The sequence below is a fragment of the Allobosea sp. 01N443 genome (assembly GCF_056399325.1).
Window position 1 is genome coordinate 18,141 of the sequence record NZ_JBFTRC010000023.1, and the last position, 13,286, is coordinate 31,426.

Genomic DNA, 13,286 nt, shown 5'->3' on the forward strand with positions numbered 1-13,286 from the left:
ACCCGAACGGCGAGCCACCACTCCGGTGGCGTGAAACTAAACACGTCGCTCTATCCGAGCAAAGCGAGGATCATGCCGGCTCAACCAGTTTCAACTCGGCTGTGACCTCAGGGAGCGCCAGCATGTCGTCCAGCGTCTGGCGCAGGCGCGCGACAATCAGATCGATTTCCGTCTCGCTGCAGCACAGAGGCGGAGCGAGCCCGATGATATCATCGGCGAAGGCGCGGAAGATCACGCCATTGGCATAGCCACGCGCAAAGAGATGGTCGGACAGCTTCGCCGCGCGCGAGAACTTCGCCTTGGTGACCTTGTCGGCAACGATCTCGACACCGGCGAGCAGGCCGCGCGCCCGGACTTCTCCGACCAGGGGATGGTCGGCAAGCGTAGCGAGGCGCTTCTCGAAATAGGCGCCGACGCGCTGGCCGTTGGCGAGGATGCCACCCTCGTCATAGAGGCGCAGCACCTCAAGCGCGACGGCGGCGCTGACGGGATGGCCCGAATAGGTATAGCCATGCCCGATCGGGCCGCCGGCGGGTGCGTTGTCGGCGATGGCGCGATAGACCTTCTCGCCGATCGCGAGCGCTCCGAGCGGGGCGTAACCCGAGGTCAGGCCCTTGGCCATGCTCATCATGTCCGGCACGACGCCCTCCGCCTCGCAGGCGAACATCGGGCCGGTTCGTCCAAAGCCGGTGATGACCTCGTCGGCGACGAAGAGGATGTCGAGTTCGGCCGCAGCATCGCGCATCGCTTTCAGCCAGCCCCTCGGGGGAACGACGACACCGCCCGAACCCTGCACCGGCTCGCAGAAGAAGGCGGCAACGGTGTCAGCCCCGAGTTCCTCGACCTTGGCCCGCAGCGTCGCGACGCTGGCTGCGATGACGGCGCCGTCGTCGGAGCCCGCCGGGTTACGATAGGGATAGGGCGAGGCGATGTAGTGCTGCCCCTCCACCGGCAGGCCGAAATGGGCGTGGAACGCTGGCAGCGCCGTCACGCCTGCCCCCGTCGAGCTCGAGCCATGATAGCCTCGCTCCAGCGAGATGATCTGCTTCTTCGCCGGTCGTCCGGTGACGTTGTAGTAGTAGCGGATCAGGCGCAGCGCGCTGTCGACGGCATCGGAGCCGCCGAGAGAGAAATAGATGTGGTTGAGATCGCCGGGAGTGATCTCGGCCAGCTTGGCGGCCAGCCGGATCGCAGGTTCGCTGCCGAAGCCGAAATAGCCGGTCGCATAGGGCAGCTCGCGCATCTGCGCGGCAGCCGCCTCGACGATGCTGTCATGGCCATAGCCGACATTGACGCACCAGAGCCCCGCAAAGCCATCGATCAGTTCGTGACCATCGGCGTCCGTGATGAAGGCTCCGCGTGCCGACTTCAGGATGGTGACGCCGCGCTTCTCATGCCCCGCCCAGTTGGCGACAGGGTGGACCCAATGCATGCGGTCGAGTGCTTCGAGCGAGTTGACGGTCATGGAGACAGGCCTTGCTGGGGGATCTCTGGATCGAGAGGCGGATGACGGATCAGGCAGCGCCGGCCTGCGCATAGGCAGCAGGTTCGGACCTCAGTCGCGTAGCATGCGCCTGCTCGCGCAGGTAGCGGCCCGGCGTGACCCCGCATATGCTCTTGAAATGACGCGACAGGTGGCTCTGGTCGAAGAAGCCCGCCTCGGAGGCCGCCAGTGCCAAGGGCACGCCCTCGCGCAGCAATGACTTGGCGTAACGGATACGCCGGTGGCAGATGAAGCGATGCGGCGTGAGCCCGACCTGATGGCGAAACACCGTCACGAAACGGCAGACGCTCAGTCCGGCGAGAACCGCAATATCCTCAAGATAGACCGCGTCGGTGAAGTGCCGCTCGATATGGGCGAGAGCACGTTGGATACCGGGGCTGATGCGGCCCGAAAGCGCTGCACCGACATTGGAAACTGGCTCATGCATGGACTGGCTCTTCCCTGCTGACGGCCTGGCCGCCTTGCCAGAAGCCTAGGACCGGGCCGCCATGATGTCGGCTTCAGCGGAGGGGCCGACATGGTATCCCCTGCGCATTTCCGAGGCAGCGACAGCACATCATGCTTTCGGTGCTCTGAGAGGCGCCGCCGCTCAGGCTTGCTTCAGCCCGCCCATATGGAAACTCTTGGTCTCCAGATATTCCTCGATGCCGGTTGCGCCGCCTTCGCGCCCAATTCCGGACTGCTTGATGCCACCGAAGGGCGCAACCTCCATCGAGACGGAGCCGGTATTGAGCCCGACCATACCGAATTCGAGCCGCTCGCCGACGCGCCAGGCGCGATGCAGGTTCTCGGAGTAGAAATAGGCCGCCAGGCCATGGGGCGTGCCATTGGCGATCTCGATCGCCTCATCCTCATGCCTGAACCGGAACAGCGGCGCGACCGGGCCGAATGTCTCCTCGTTGGCAAGGCGCATCCGTGTATTCGCCCCCGTCAGCACGGTCGGCGCAATGAAACGGGCAGGATCGAAGCCAGCCTCACCGCCGACCACCMGTTTTGCGCCGAGCGCCAAGGCATCCTCGACATGAGCCCGGACCTTCTCGACAGCCGCGGCATTGATCAGCGGACCGATACTGACGCCATCCCTGCGACCACTGCCGACCTGCATTGCCGATACCGCTCTCGCAAGACGCTCCGCAAAGGCGTCATGAACGCCGTCCTGCACCAGGATGCGGTTGGCGCAGACGCAGGTCTGGCCGGCATTGCGGAACTTGCTGGCGATGGCCCCTGCAACGGCCATGTCGAGATCGGCATCGTCGAAGACGATGAACGGGGCATTGCCGCCAAGCTCGAGGCTGAGCCGCTTCAGCGTGTCGGAGGACTGGCGCATCAGCAGCGCACCGACCCGCGTCGAGCCCGTGAAGGAGAGTTTCCGCACCGCGGTGCTGCCGGTCAGCGTCTCGCCGATCGCATTGGGCAGGCCGGTGACGATGTTGATCACGCCCTTGGGGATACCGGCCCGCGCCGCCAGCATACCGAGCGCCAAAGCCGAAAAGGGTGTCAGCTCGGATGGCTTGACCACGACGGTACAGCCCGCCGCCAGTGCCGGCGCACATTTGCGGGTGATCATCGCATTGGGAAAATTCCACGGCGTGATCGCGGCAGAGACGCCAACCGGCTCCTTGAGCACAAGGATGCGCCGGTCGGTGGTCGGAGCCGGCACGATGCTGCCATAGATGCGTCGCGCCTCCTCGGCGAACCATTTGATGAAGCCAGCGCCATAGCGCACCTCGCCCTCGGCCTCCGCCAGCGGCTTGCCCTGTTCTGCGGTCATGATCAGGGCGAGATCACCGGCATGCGACAGCAGGAGATCGTGCCAGCGCTCCAGCAAGGCAGCACGCTCGGCTGCCGGGCGCGCGCGCCACGCCGGGAAGGCAGCTTCCGCGGCAGCGATGGCAGCCTGCGTCTCCGCTTCGCCGCAGGCCGGGATCGTACCGAGCTCTGAGCCGTCGGCGGGATCGCTCACCGCCAGCACCGCGCCCGACGCCGCCCCGACCCACTCGCCACCGATCAGCGCGCGCTGGACGAACAGGCTTGGATCCTTCAGCTGTTCCACGAGCATGGACTGATCTCCCCTCAATAGCCGCGCTTGCGGTCCACCAGCCCGAGCAGCGGTTCGCCGGCGCGATGACGTCTCAGATTGTCGAGCACGACGTCGACCGCCGTCTCCGGCTGGGTCATGCTGGCGATATGCGGGGTGATCAGCACGCGCGGGTCGCTCCACAGCACATGGCCGACGGGCAGCGGTTCGGGCACGGTAACATCCAGGACCGCTGCCGAGAGCTGGCCGCTGTCAAGCGCGGCGAGCAGAGCATCCTGGTCGAGATGGCCGCCACGTCCGGAACTCACCAGCCGCGCGCCCCGCGGCAGTTTTGCGAAGAGCTCGGCATTCAGCACGCCGCGCGTCTCTTCGGTCAGGGGCAGCAGGCAGGCCAGGATATCGGTGCGGCTGAGGAAATCGGTCATCCCGTCCGGGCCGGCATAACAGATTACGCCCTCGATCTCGCGGCGCGAGCGGCTCCACCCCGCGACCTGGAAGCCGAAACCTGCGAGCTTGCGACACGCGGCCTCCCCCAGCATGCCGAGCCCTAGAACGCCGACGCGACGGGTCGATGCCGGCCACACCCTGATCGGACGCCAGAGCTGGTCGCGCTGCTGGGCGATATACGGCACGAGGTCGCGATGCAGCGCCAGCACCGACATCGTGACATACTCGACCATGCCGTCGACGATGCCGGGTTCGACCATGCGCACGACCGGAAGCTCCGGCGGCAGCTTCGAAAAATCGAACTGGTCGACACCGGCCCCGACCGAGATCAGCAGTTCCAGATTTGGAAACTGCGCCATGATGTCGTCGGGTGGCATCCAGGCAGCGAGATAGCGGATGTCTGCGGGATCGCCGACATCCGGCCAGATGCGGAAGGCCAGATCCGGCGCCTTTGCCGCCAGAAGTCTGGCCCATTCGGCACCGCGCGCGGGATCGGATTTGTAAAGCAGCGCCATTGTGTCCGCCTGCTCCGACAGTCAGCCGAGTGCCTGGTTGGCCAAGGCGTAGAGGCGCATCGGCCCCGGTTGGTCTGGCATCTCGCCAAGCACCATCGACGTGACCAGCCCCGCAGGCTTCAGCCCACATTCCGTCAGCCAATCCCCTAGCCCTGAATCCGCCTGGATATCGACACGCAGGAACTGACCGCGCTGTTCATGCAGCCAATGCGCAATCAGGGTTTGAGCATCGTCGCGCTTCATGGCGACGACAGGTCCGATCACCAGGCCGCGACCGAAGCGGCGGAGGATGCTGAAGCCCACGGGCTGGCCGCTGCGCTCCAGCACGATGCACTCGCCGCAGGCGAGCAGCATCTCCAACATCGGTTTGCGCGCCAGCCCGGTGGCCTGCCGGTCGATCCGCTCCAGCATTTCCAGATCCGCTGGGCGACCAAGGCGCAGCGACATGCCAGCTTGCAGGACGGGCGCCGCGATCGCCGGCGCATCGCCCTGATGTTGCTGCACCCCACCGCAGGGAACGAAGCCGAGCTTCGCATAGAGCGGCTCCCCGGCGGCAGTGGCATTGAGCATCAGCGAGCGCCCCTGTGCCTGCTCGAACAGCGCCTGCATCAGCCGTTTGCCGATGCCCCCACCCTGATGGGCGGGCGAAACAATGATCATGCCGAGCGTGGCATGGCTCTCACCATAGGGCCACCACAGAGCGCATGGCAGGCCAGTGCGTCGGCCGTCGAGATCTCGCGCAGAAGCAGCGTCTCTTGAGGGGCGGTAGCGGACATCATCGGTTCCATGGTCAGAGGCATCGGCCGGACGGTCGCGGGCTTAGCCGCGGACCTCCTGCACGACGTAGAATTTGGCGACATGAACGCGGCTTTCCCATGCGCAGGGCGTCTCCTGGACAACGAAGACGCTGTCGCCTTGCTCGACACGTGTGACGCTGCCATCGGCCCCCGTGAGATCGACGCTGCCTGCGACCAGATGCATCAGCTCATTGACGCGATGCGGGCGCGAGATGCGGTGATAGGGCGTCGAATCCCAGGTGCCTGCCCGGAAGCGCGAGGCCTCGTCGGTAAAGGCGTTGAAGCTGCGGCATTGCGGCGTCGGGCCGATGAGCACCTCGACCGGCGGCGCCGCCGAGGGCGAGAGGGCGGCCTCAGCCAGAATTTCCTGCAATCCCGGCGCGGCCGAGGTCGCACCGGTCATGGCGCAGAAGACGAAGCGCGCACCGGGCATCGCTTCGATCCGCAACCCGGTGCCGCACGCGATCACGGCCCCGCGCCCGGGTGTCAACTCCAGGGCGGCCTTACCGGTCTCGGCAAGACGCAGCAGCCCGGCGACAACAACCAGGAATTCGGTGTGAGGAAATGAGACGCTTTCGCAAGTCCCCTCGAACGTGGCGCGGCCCGCGGCCATGGAATCGGGGCCGGTCCACGCAATCTCGCGGCCCGCGGCAAATGGGTCGGCCGCGCTTAGCCTCGTCGTGACGTGGCTGATGGCAGGCTGCGCGCCCTTGGCGCGGTCAAGCACTATGATTGCGGGCGATGTCATCTGTGGAGCCGTCCAGACGTTTCTTGCGACAGTTCCAGAGCTAAGGCCAAAGMCGCCATGGGGATTGGACCATCTTTCCGGGCGCCGGCTTCCGCCCGGTCCCGTATCGGCCGCACGCCCCCAGGGAATGGGAAGGTCGGCTTACACAAGCACAGCAGCAACCGCCCCACCCCGCGCCTGAACCGGATGGGGACGGCATGATCTGCTGAGCGCCTGTCATTGTTCGAGACAGCGCGGCCAAGCAAAAGGCCGCGGCATTCGCCGCGGCTGTCACGATTTCAAGGAGCCTTGCCGAACGCGAGCGGAGGCCGGATTTCCGGCCTCACGTGCTCAGGCGTGGGCAGGCGCAGCGTCGGGCGTATAGCCGGCCTGGGCGATGATCTCGCGAACCCGGGCAAGATCGGCACCTTCGACCGAGACGAGGCGAGCCTCCGGGTTGGCACTGACCTTGGCGCCGGGGATCGAGCTCTCGATGGCGCTCTTGATGGTGCCGGCGCAATGGCCGCAGGTCATGTCGTCGACACGAACGGAAACGCCGGAAACGGCAGCGGAAGCAATCTCGTGGTCCTGAGACTGGTGAGCTTGGCACATGGGAAATCTCTCCTGAAGGAATGAGCGCAAAATCAGTGTCGGTCCTTGCCATATGGCAAGGTCAAGCCCGGATTTTCTTCCCACGACAGGTCCGCGGCCGCTTGACACTCCCACTATGGGAAGCCGCACCGCATTGAGCGTTCGTCCAATCAAGGTGGCGCAGATGACGGTAATCAATCAGTCCGAAGTGCGGTCAGCGCGGAGGCCCCTGGTCGCGGTCGGGGGCATCACCTCCTCCAGGGCCGACCGCGTCGAGAAGGCGCAGCGCCTGCGCCGTTTCTCGCCGCCAATGGCCGGCGCTGCGGTGGCGCCGTTCGAGCCTCAGCAGGTGCCCGCTCGATGACCGCAAACCACACCGTCCACATCGCCAACCTCGCGACCGAAATCACCGTCGCGGCGGATATGACGATTCTGAAAGCGGCCCAGCTTGCCGGGTACGCCTATCCCTATGGCTGCCAGGTCGGGCGCTGCGGCGCCTGCAAGTCGAGGCTTCTCTCGGGCGAAGTCGAGCTGCTTCCCCACACGCCCTTCGCGCTCACCGCAGCAGACACGGAGCGCGGCTTCGTTCTCGCCTGCCGCGCCCAGCCGCGCAGCGATTGCGGCATCGCCTGGCTTGGCAGCGACACGGCCGGACATCCCCTGCGCGAGGTTTCGGGACGGGTCGTCTCGCTGCAACGCCCGACGCCGGATATCTCGATCCTGCGCGTCGAATTGGAGGGAGAGCCGCTCGCCTTCACGGCCGGCCAATATGCCGAACTGCATTTCGCAGGCTGCGCGCCGCGCAATTATTCGATGGCGAACGACCCGGACGAGCCGCTCCTCGAGTTCCACATCAGGCATGTCGCCAATGGTGTGACCAGCGGCCATGTCGCGAGCGGGTTGCAGGCGGGCGATCCCGTCCGGCTGCGTGGCCCGATGGGCACGGCGCATCTGCGCGCAAGGCGGACCGGGCCAATCCTCGCCGTGGCGGGCGGAACCGGGCTCGCCCCGATCCTGTCGATCCTGCACAGCGCTGCGCGTCTGCACCTGAAACAGCCGATTCGGCTCTACAATGCCGCGCGGGCTGAGCATGATCTCTATCAGGAGGCCACGATCGCTGACCTCGCCAACCGGCTCGCCGATTTTACCTATATCCCTGTCCTGAGCGACGGACCGCCGCTCGGTGCTCGCCTTGAAGCGCTTGCCGAACTCGAGGGCGTGACAGCCTATGTCGCCGGCTCGCCCCGCCTGGTTGATGACGCCGTCGCAGCCATGACGCGCCGCGGACTCGACCCGGCTCACGCCTATGCCGACGCCTTCTTCACGGCAGCGGACCAAGCATGCACAAACGGCACGGAGATCGCGGTCCGGGCGTGACGGCAAGACGAGGACAATCGGTGTGCGTGGACCGCCTCAGACGCCAAGCCTCGCTCAGTTCACCTGACGACGGTGCGCCTCATAGAGCGCGAGGCGCCTGCGCCGGCTCGGCGATTCCTCCCGGGCCGCAGCCGCGTGGCTGAAGGTCGGCACAGTCTCGGCAAAATGGCACGCGGCGCTGTGCCCCGCGCCGACGGCACGAAGGCTCGGCACGTCACTGCGGCAGCGCTCCTGCGCGAGGGGGCAGCGCGTATGGAATCGGCAGCCCGCTGGCGGATTGAGCGGGCTCGGGACATCGCCCCCCAGCACATTCCACGCCTCGCGCCGGGTCGGGTCCGGCTCCGGAGCCGCGGACAGCAGGGCCTGCGTGTAGGGATGGCGCGGATTACCGTAGAGGTCCTGCTTGCTCGCCAGTTCGACGATCTGCCCGAGATACATCACCGCCACGCGATCGGCCATGTGCTTCACGACGGCGAGGCCATGGGAGATGAACAGGTAGGCCAGGCCGAATTCCTTCTGAAGGTCCTTCAGCAGGTTTACGACCTGTGCCTGGATCGAAACGTCGAGAGCCGACACCGGCTCGTCGCAGACGATGAGCTTCGGAGACAGGGCCAGGGCCCGGGCAATGCCGATGCGCTGACGCTGGCCACCCGAGAACTCGTGCGGATAGCGCGCCGCATGATAGGGAGCGAGATCGACCCTCCGAAGCAGTTCCAGCACGCGCGCACGCCGCGAGGCCGCCGTGCCCTCGCCATGGACCAGCATGGGCTCGGCAATCAGCTCCTCCACCGTCATGCGCGGATTCAGGCTGGCATAGGGGTCCTGGAAGACGATCTGCATATTGCGACGCATGCTGCGCATGGCCGCTCGGTCGAGATGCGTGATGTCGCGACCTTCGAAGCGCACGCTTCCCGCCGTGGGCTCGATGAGCCGCATGGCAAGACGCGCGGTGGTCGACTTGCCGCAGCCGCTCTCACCGACGATCGCCAGGGTTTCGCCTGGATTGATCTGCAGGCTCACCCCGTCCACGGCACGGACCGCACCGACCTGCTTCTTCCGGATCAGGCCCTTGAAGACGGGGTAGTGCTTGGTCACGTCCTCAAGTTCGAGCAACGGTACCGTCATACGAACTCCTCCAGCGGGGCCTTCCGACAGGCGACGAGATGGGTCGGGCCGATTTCCCCGAGCACCGGCATCYCCGCGCGGCAGCCGTCATCCGCAAACGGACAGCGCGGATTGAAGCGGCAGCCTTGCGGCAACCGGAAGGGCGGAGGCACGACGCCGTCAATCGCGATGAGCCGCGCAACGTCCTGGTCCATGCGTGGCATCGAACCCATCAGGCCGATCGTGTAAGGGTGCTGCGGATCGTGGAACACGTCCTTGACCGAGGCCCGCTCGACCACCTTGCCGGCATACATGACGGCCACCTCATCGGCGACCTGAGCGACGACACCGAGGTCGTGGGTGATCAGGATCATCGACATGCCCGTCTCCTCCTGCAACTCGCGCAGGAGCCTGAGAATCTGGGCCTGGATGGTGACGTCCAGCGCCGTGGTCGGCTCGTCCGCGATCAGCAGGGCCGGCTTGCAGGTCAGCGCCATGGCGATCATGACCCGCTGGCGCATGCCGCCCGACAGCTGATGCGGATACTCGTCGAAGCGCCGCTCGGGCGATGGAATGCGCACCCTGCGCAGCGCCTCGATGGCCTCGTCACGCAGATCGCGGGCCGAGGCCTTGCGGTGCGCGCGCAAGGACTCGACGACCTGATACCCCACCGTGTGCACGGGGTTCAGGCTGGTCATCGGCTCCTGGAAGATCATGGCGATGCGGTTGCCACGAATGTCGCGCATCTCGCTCGGCGGCAGCTTCAGGAGGTCGCGCCCTTCGAACAGGATCTCGCCGCCGGCATTGCGTCCCGGAGGCGGCACGAGGCCCATGATCGACAGGGACAGCATGCTCTTGCCGCACCCGCTCTCCCCCACGATACCGAGCGTTTTGCCGCGCTCGAGCGAAAGCGAAATGCCGTCGACCGCCCGCACCGTCCCGTTCAGGGTCTGAAAGGCCGTCGTCAGGTTGCGCAGTTCGATGATCGGTGTGGCCGTGGCCGGGCTCATGAGCGGGCCCCGGAGGTCCTATGCCCGGCTTCGGGAAAGGTCAGGGGCGAGTAATCCGTCACCGGGCGGCCGGCCCAGTCATTCCTCGGAGCGGCCGCTTCGGTCCGCTTTTGGGCTTCGTGCAGGCGCCTCGCAGCGGCGGGGTAATCGATGGTGAGGACCTCGCCACCGCTCACGACGAGCCGGCCATCGACATAGACGCGATCGACCGCGCGCTCGGCCGCCGCGTAGATCAGGCTGCGAACGGGATCACGCCGCGGCTGCATCATGGGATGGGCAAGGTCGACGAGCACGAGGTCCGCCTTGCAGTCCACCGCGAGCCGGCCGATATCGCTGCGCCCCAGCGCACGGGCGCCAGCGACCGTCGCAGCCTCGAACAGGTCGGTCGTGCTGAGCGTGCGCGGGCTCTCCGCCATCAGGCGCGCGACATAGGCCGCATTGCGCATTTCCTCGAGCATGTTGTGGGGATAGGTGTCCGTACCCAGGCCGATATTCACGCCGGCCCGCCGATAGCGCCCGAAATCACGCAACGCGATGCCCCGCCGCATGAAGACGGTCGGACAATGGGCCACCGTCGTGCCGCTCTCGGCCAGGAGATCGAGATCGCGGCGACTGTGCCAGGCGTTGCGCGGGTAGTCGTCGAGGAAAATGGCATGACCGACGATGCTCGTGGAGCCGAGCACGTCGAGATTCTCGAGCCACTGGATCGGCGAGACGCCATGCCGGCGCGTGATCTCATGGAACTCGACCGTCGACTGCGCCGCATGGATCTGCCAGCGCAGCCCGCGTCGGCCGGCCTCAGCATAGCTTTCCTTGATCAGCCCCTCGCTGCAGGTGTCGATCTGGGCGGGGCATACCATGCCGAACAGGCGGCCCGAGGGGTGGGCCTCGGCCTTGGCGATAACCTCAAAGGCCTGCGCCATGGCGTCGGCACCGGCCTTCTCGTCCCACTCGTATTCGACGACATAGCCATTGCGCGTATGCCAGCGGGCCGAGCGGAACATCGGAGCAAGGCAGACGCGCATGCCGCTCTGTCCCGCGAGGTCGAGCCAGTCCGGATGCGGCACCGACAGATCCGCAACCGTCGTCACGCCGGAGAGCAGCAGCTCGGAATAGGCGACGCGTACGCAATCCGGCACCGCCTCGGCATCCGGACGCAGGATCGGCATAAACTCGTAAAGCGAGGAATTGTAGAGCGCCGGCGAACCGAGCTCATCCAGAAAGCCCTTGTTGAGGGGTTCGCTGGACGGATGCGAGTGAATATTGACCAGGCCGGGCATGACCATTCGCCCCTGCCCGTCCACGGTCTCGTCCGCTGGGCCGTCATAGCGCTCGCCGACGAAAAGGATCTTGCCATCCTCGAAGGCGACATCCGCGCCGTAGAGATAGACGTGACCGGCAGCCTGGGCATCCCAGGCCACGACGACATCCGCATTCCTGATGACCGTGAGCGTCATGGCATCATCCGTAGAGAGAACAGAGAAGGCACCCGGGGCGAAGAACGCGCGAGAGAACCGTGCGGCCGACCGGAGCAGGAGATGCGGCGCGGGTCTCCCCCGCGCCGCATCGAAGCGCTCAGCGCTTCAGCTTGATGTCGAGGCCCTTGTAGAGACCTGCGCCATAGACACCGTGGGCACGCACGCCCTCGACGCGGTCGCCCGAGACAACCCAGAGCGGCTGCGAGACGAGCGGCACCCAGACATTGGCTTCGGTGAGCTGGGTCTGGACGGCGCCAATCGCCTGCTTGCGCTTGTCGGCATCGACGGCCGTTGCCGCAGCCTTCAGCATCTCGTCGGTCTTCGGGTCCTTCCAGTTCATCCGGTTCGGGGTCGGCGCCTGGCGGCTGTTGAAGTAGAGGTTCAAGGCCTCGGTCGCCGTCACATAGGGATAGGCCATCACGAAGGCGTCGAATTCCTGCGTGGCGAGCTTGCCCCAGGCAACCGTCGCATCCCAGAGCTGGATCCTCATGTCGATGCCGACCTTGCGCAGGTCGGCCTGCATGGCCTCGGTGATCCGCGGATTGACGTCGTTGCGGATGCCGTAGACCGTGAAGGTCGCCTTCTTGCCGTCCTTCTCGCGGATGCCGTCGGCACCAGCCTTCCAGCCAGCCGCATCGAGGAGCTTGGCCGCCGCCGCCGGATCATATTTCGGCATCTTGGCGGCTGCGTCCTTGTCGAAGTCGAGGACGCTCGCATTGAGGAGTGCCGGCAGGGTCTGGCCCTTGCCGAAGAAGATCGCCTTCGCGATGGCGTCCTTGTTGACGGCCATGTTGACCGCCTCGCGGATCACGCCCTCGCTGGAGATGGGCTTGTCGACCTTGAAGCCCATGAAGATGTCGTAGATATAGTTGTCCTGCCGCTGCACCTGCATGCCGGGCATACGCTGCATCGTATCGAGCGCGATATACGGCATGTAGTAGGTGACGTCGGCCTGCTTGGCCTGGATCGCCGCCATCAGCGTATTCGACTCAGGAATGATCTTCCAGACGATCTCGTCGATCTGCGGCTTCGGATCCTTGTAGATCGGCGGCCCCCAGGTGTAGTGGGGGTTCTTCTTCATCACGAGTTCCTGCCGCGGGGTCCACTTCACCCAGCAATAGGGTCCCGTCGCGTTGAAGCCCTGCACGCCGAAATTGGCGCCGAGTTTCTCGACCGCGTTCTTGTCGACCACCGAAGCGAAGGACAGGCCGATCTGGAAGAGCAGGTCGCTATAGGGCTCCTTCAGCTCGTAGACGACGGTCGCATCGCCCTCCGCGCGGATGTCCTTGACCTGACCGCCGCGGAACGACACCGGCGACTTGTTGGCCGGATCGGTCCAACGCTTCAGCGAATAGACGACGTCCTCGGCTGTCATCGGACGACCGTCGCAGAACTTCACATCGGTGCGCAGCTTGAACGTGTAGGTCGCGCCGTCCGGAGAGACCGTCCAGGATTCCGCCAGACCGGGCTTGATCGTCTTCATGTCGAAATCGACGCTGACCAGCGTGTCGGCCAGCATGTAGAGCGCTTCGGCCGCAGCCGTCGATGTCGAGCGGATCGGATCGTAATTATCCGCGTCGATGACGCGCAGGATCGACAACGGTGCCTTCTGCTGGGCGCAGACGGGCGCGGCGGTGGCCGCAACAGCGGCGGCGCTGCCGAGAAGCAGTGCGGTAAGCCTATTCATGTGAGGGAACC

The 13,286-nt window shown here is 65.8% G+C and carries 13 protein-coding genes; 2 read left to right on the plus strand and 11 right to left on the minus strand.

Going from position 1 to position 13,286, the window contains the following annotated elements:
• Positions 1-70 precede the first annotated feature (70 nt).
• The 7 genes from AC1DRP_RS09055 to AC1DRP_RS09085 form a co-directional block, all read right to left on the minus strand.
• A complete protein-coding gene (locus AC1DRP_RS09055) occupies positions 71-1,465 on the minus strand; it encodes an aminotransferase class III-fold pyridoxal phosphate-dependent enzyme (protein ID WP_476768332.1) in 1,395 nt (464 codons plus the stop codon).
• Between the two features lie 49 nt (positions 1,466-1,514).
• Positions 1,515-1,931, minus strand: coding sequence for a helix-turn-helix domain-containing protein (locus tag AC1DRP_RS09060; protein ID WP_476768333.1), 417 nt, complete (start codon positions 1,929-1,931; stop codon positions 1,515-1,517).
• Between the two features lie 162 nt (positions 1,932-2,093).
• On the minus strand, positions 2,094-3,563 hold the full coding sequence (locus AC1DRP_RS09065; protein WP_476768334.1) for an NAD-dependent succinate-semialdehyde dehydrogenase: 1,470 nt from the start codon (positions 3,561-3,563) through the stop codon (positions 2,094-2,096).
• A 14-nt stretch (positions 3,564-3,577) separates the two neighbouring features.
• A complete protein-coding gene (locus tag AC1DRP_RS09070) occupies positions 3,578-4,504 on the minus strand; it encodes a 2-hydroxyacid dehydrogenase (protein WP_476768335.1) in 927 nt (308 codons plus the stop codon).
• A gap of 21 nt (positions 4,505-4,525) precedes the next feature.
• A complete protein-coding gene (locus AC1DRP_RS09075) occupies positions 4,526-5,215 on the minus strand; it encodes a GNAT family N-acetyltransferase (protein WP_476768353.1) in 690 nt (229 codons plus the stop codon).
• A 108-nt stretch (positions 5,216-5,323) separates the two neighbouring features.
• Positions 5,324-6,049 carry a cupin domain-containing protein gene (locus AC1DRP_RS09080; RefSeq protein ID WP_441489753.1) on the minus strand — a complete coding sequence of 242 codons (726 nt, stop codon included), beginning with the start codon at positions 6,047-6,049 and terminating at the stop codon, positions 5,324-5,326.
• A 330-nt stretch (positions 6,050-6,379) separates the two neighbouring features.
• Positions 6,380-6,640 carry a heavy-metal-associated domain-containing protein gene (locus AC1DRP_RS09085; RefSeq protein WP_441489752.1) on the minus strand — a complete coding sequence of 87 codons (261 nt, stop codon included), beginning with the start codon at positions 6,638-6,640 and terminating at the stop codon, positions 6,380-6,382.
• 163 nt (positions 6,641-6,803) lie between these two features.
• Here AC1DRP_RS09085 and AC1DRP_RS09090 point away from each other — a divergent pair, with 163 nt between their 5' ends.
• A complete protein-coding gene (locus tag AC1DRP_RS09090; RefSeq protein ID WP_476768336.1) occupies positions 6,804-6,983 on the plus strand; it encodes a hypothetical protein in 180 nt (59 codons plus the stop codon).
• Positions 6,980-7,996: a 2Fe-2S iron-sulfur cluster-binding protein gene (locus tag AC1DRP_RS09095; RefSeq protein ID WP_441505939.1), complete on the plus strand. Its 1,017-nt coding sequence runs from the start codon at positions 6,980-6,982 to the stop codon at positions 7,994-7,996. The genes AC1DRP_RS09090 and AC1DRP_RS09095 overlap by 4 nt, the downstream gene beginning before the upstream one ends.
• Before the next feature lie 54 nt (positions 7,997-8,050).
• Here AC1DRP_RS09095 and AC1DRP_RS09100 read toward each other — a convergent pair whose 3' ends face one another.
• From AC1DRP_RS09100 to AC1DRP_RS09115, 4 genes are all read right to left on the minus strand, one after another.
• Positions 8,051-9,121, minus strand: a complete 1,071-nt coding sequence (locus AC1DRP_RS09100) for an ABC transporter ATP-binding protein (RefSeq protein ID WP_476768337.1) — start codon at positions 9,119-9,121, stop codon at positions 8,051-8,053.
• On the minus strand, positions 9,118-10,110 hold the full coding sequence (locus AC1DRP_RS09105) for an ABC transporter ATP-binding protein (RefSeq protein ID WP_476768338.1): 993 nt from the start codon (positions 10,108-10,110) through the stop codon (positions 9,118-9,120). Before AC1DRP_RS09105 ends, AC1DRP_RS09100 begins: the two co-directional genes overlap by 4 nt.
• Entirely contained in the window at positions 10,107-11,567 is a 1,461-nt protein-coding gene (locus AC1DRP_RS09110; RefSeq protein ID WP_476768339.1) for an amidohydrolase family protein, read from the minus strand. Before AC1DRP_RS09110 ends, AC1DRP_RS09105 begins: the two co-directional genes overlap by 4 nt.
• Before the next feature lie 118 nt (positions 11,568-11,685).
• Positions 11,686-13,275: an ABC transporter substrate-binding protein gene (locus AC1DRP_RS09115; RefSeq protein ID WP_476768340.1), complete on the minus strand. Its 1,590-nt coding sequence runs from the start codon at positions 13,273-13,275 to the stop codon at positions 11,686-11,688.
• Between the last annotated feature and the right edge of the window lie 11 nt (positions 13,276-13,286).

Coding starts and splice junctions, on each gene's coding strand:
- AC1DRP_RS09085 (WP_441489752.1), bottom strand. CDS start 6,640: ATGTGCCAAGCTCACCAGTCTCAGGACCACGAGATTGCTTCCGCTGCC.
- AC1DRP_RS09070 (WP_476768335.1), bottom strand. CDS start 4,504: ATGGCGCTGCTTTACAAATCCGATCCCGCGCGCGGTGCCGAATGGGCC.
- AC1DRP_RS09090 (WP_476768336.1), top strand. CDS start 6,804: ATGACGGTAATCAATCAGTCCGAAGTGCGGTCAGCGCGGAGGCCCCTG.
- AC1DRP_RS09095 (WP_441505939.1), top strand. CDS start 6,980: ATGACCGCAAACCACACCGTCCACATCGCCAACCTCGCGACCGAAATC.
- AC1DRP_RS09100 (WP_476768337.1), bottom strand. CDS start 9,121: ATGACGGTACCGTTGCTCGAACTTGAGGACGTGACCAAGCACTACCCC.
- AC1DRP_RS09060 (WP_476768333.1), bottom strand. CDS start 1,931: ATGCATGAGCCAGTTTCCAATGTCGGTGCAGCGCTTTCGGGCCGCATC.
- AC1DRP_RS09055 (WP_476768332.1), bottom strand. CDS start 1,465: ATGACCGTCAACTCGCTCGAAGCACTCGACCGCATGCATTGGGTCCAC.
- AC1DRP_RS09080 (WP_441489753.1), bottom strand. CDS start 6,049: ATGACATCGCCCGCAATCATAGTGCTTGACCGCGCCAAGGGCGCGCAG.
- AC1DRP_RS09110 (WP_476768339.1), bottom strand. CDS start 11,567: ATGACGCTCACGGTCATCAGGAATGCGGATGTCGTCGTGGCCTGGGAT.
- AC1DRP_RS09115 (WP_476768340.1), bottom strand. CDS start 13,275: ATGAATAGGCTTACCGCACTGCTTCTCGGCAGCGCCGCCGCTGTTGCG.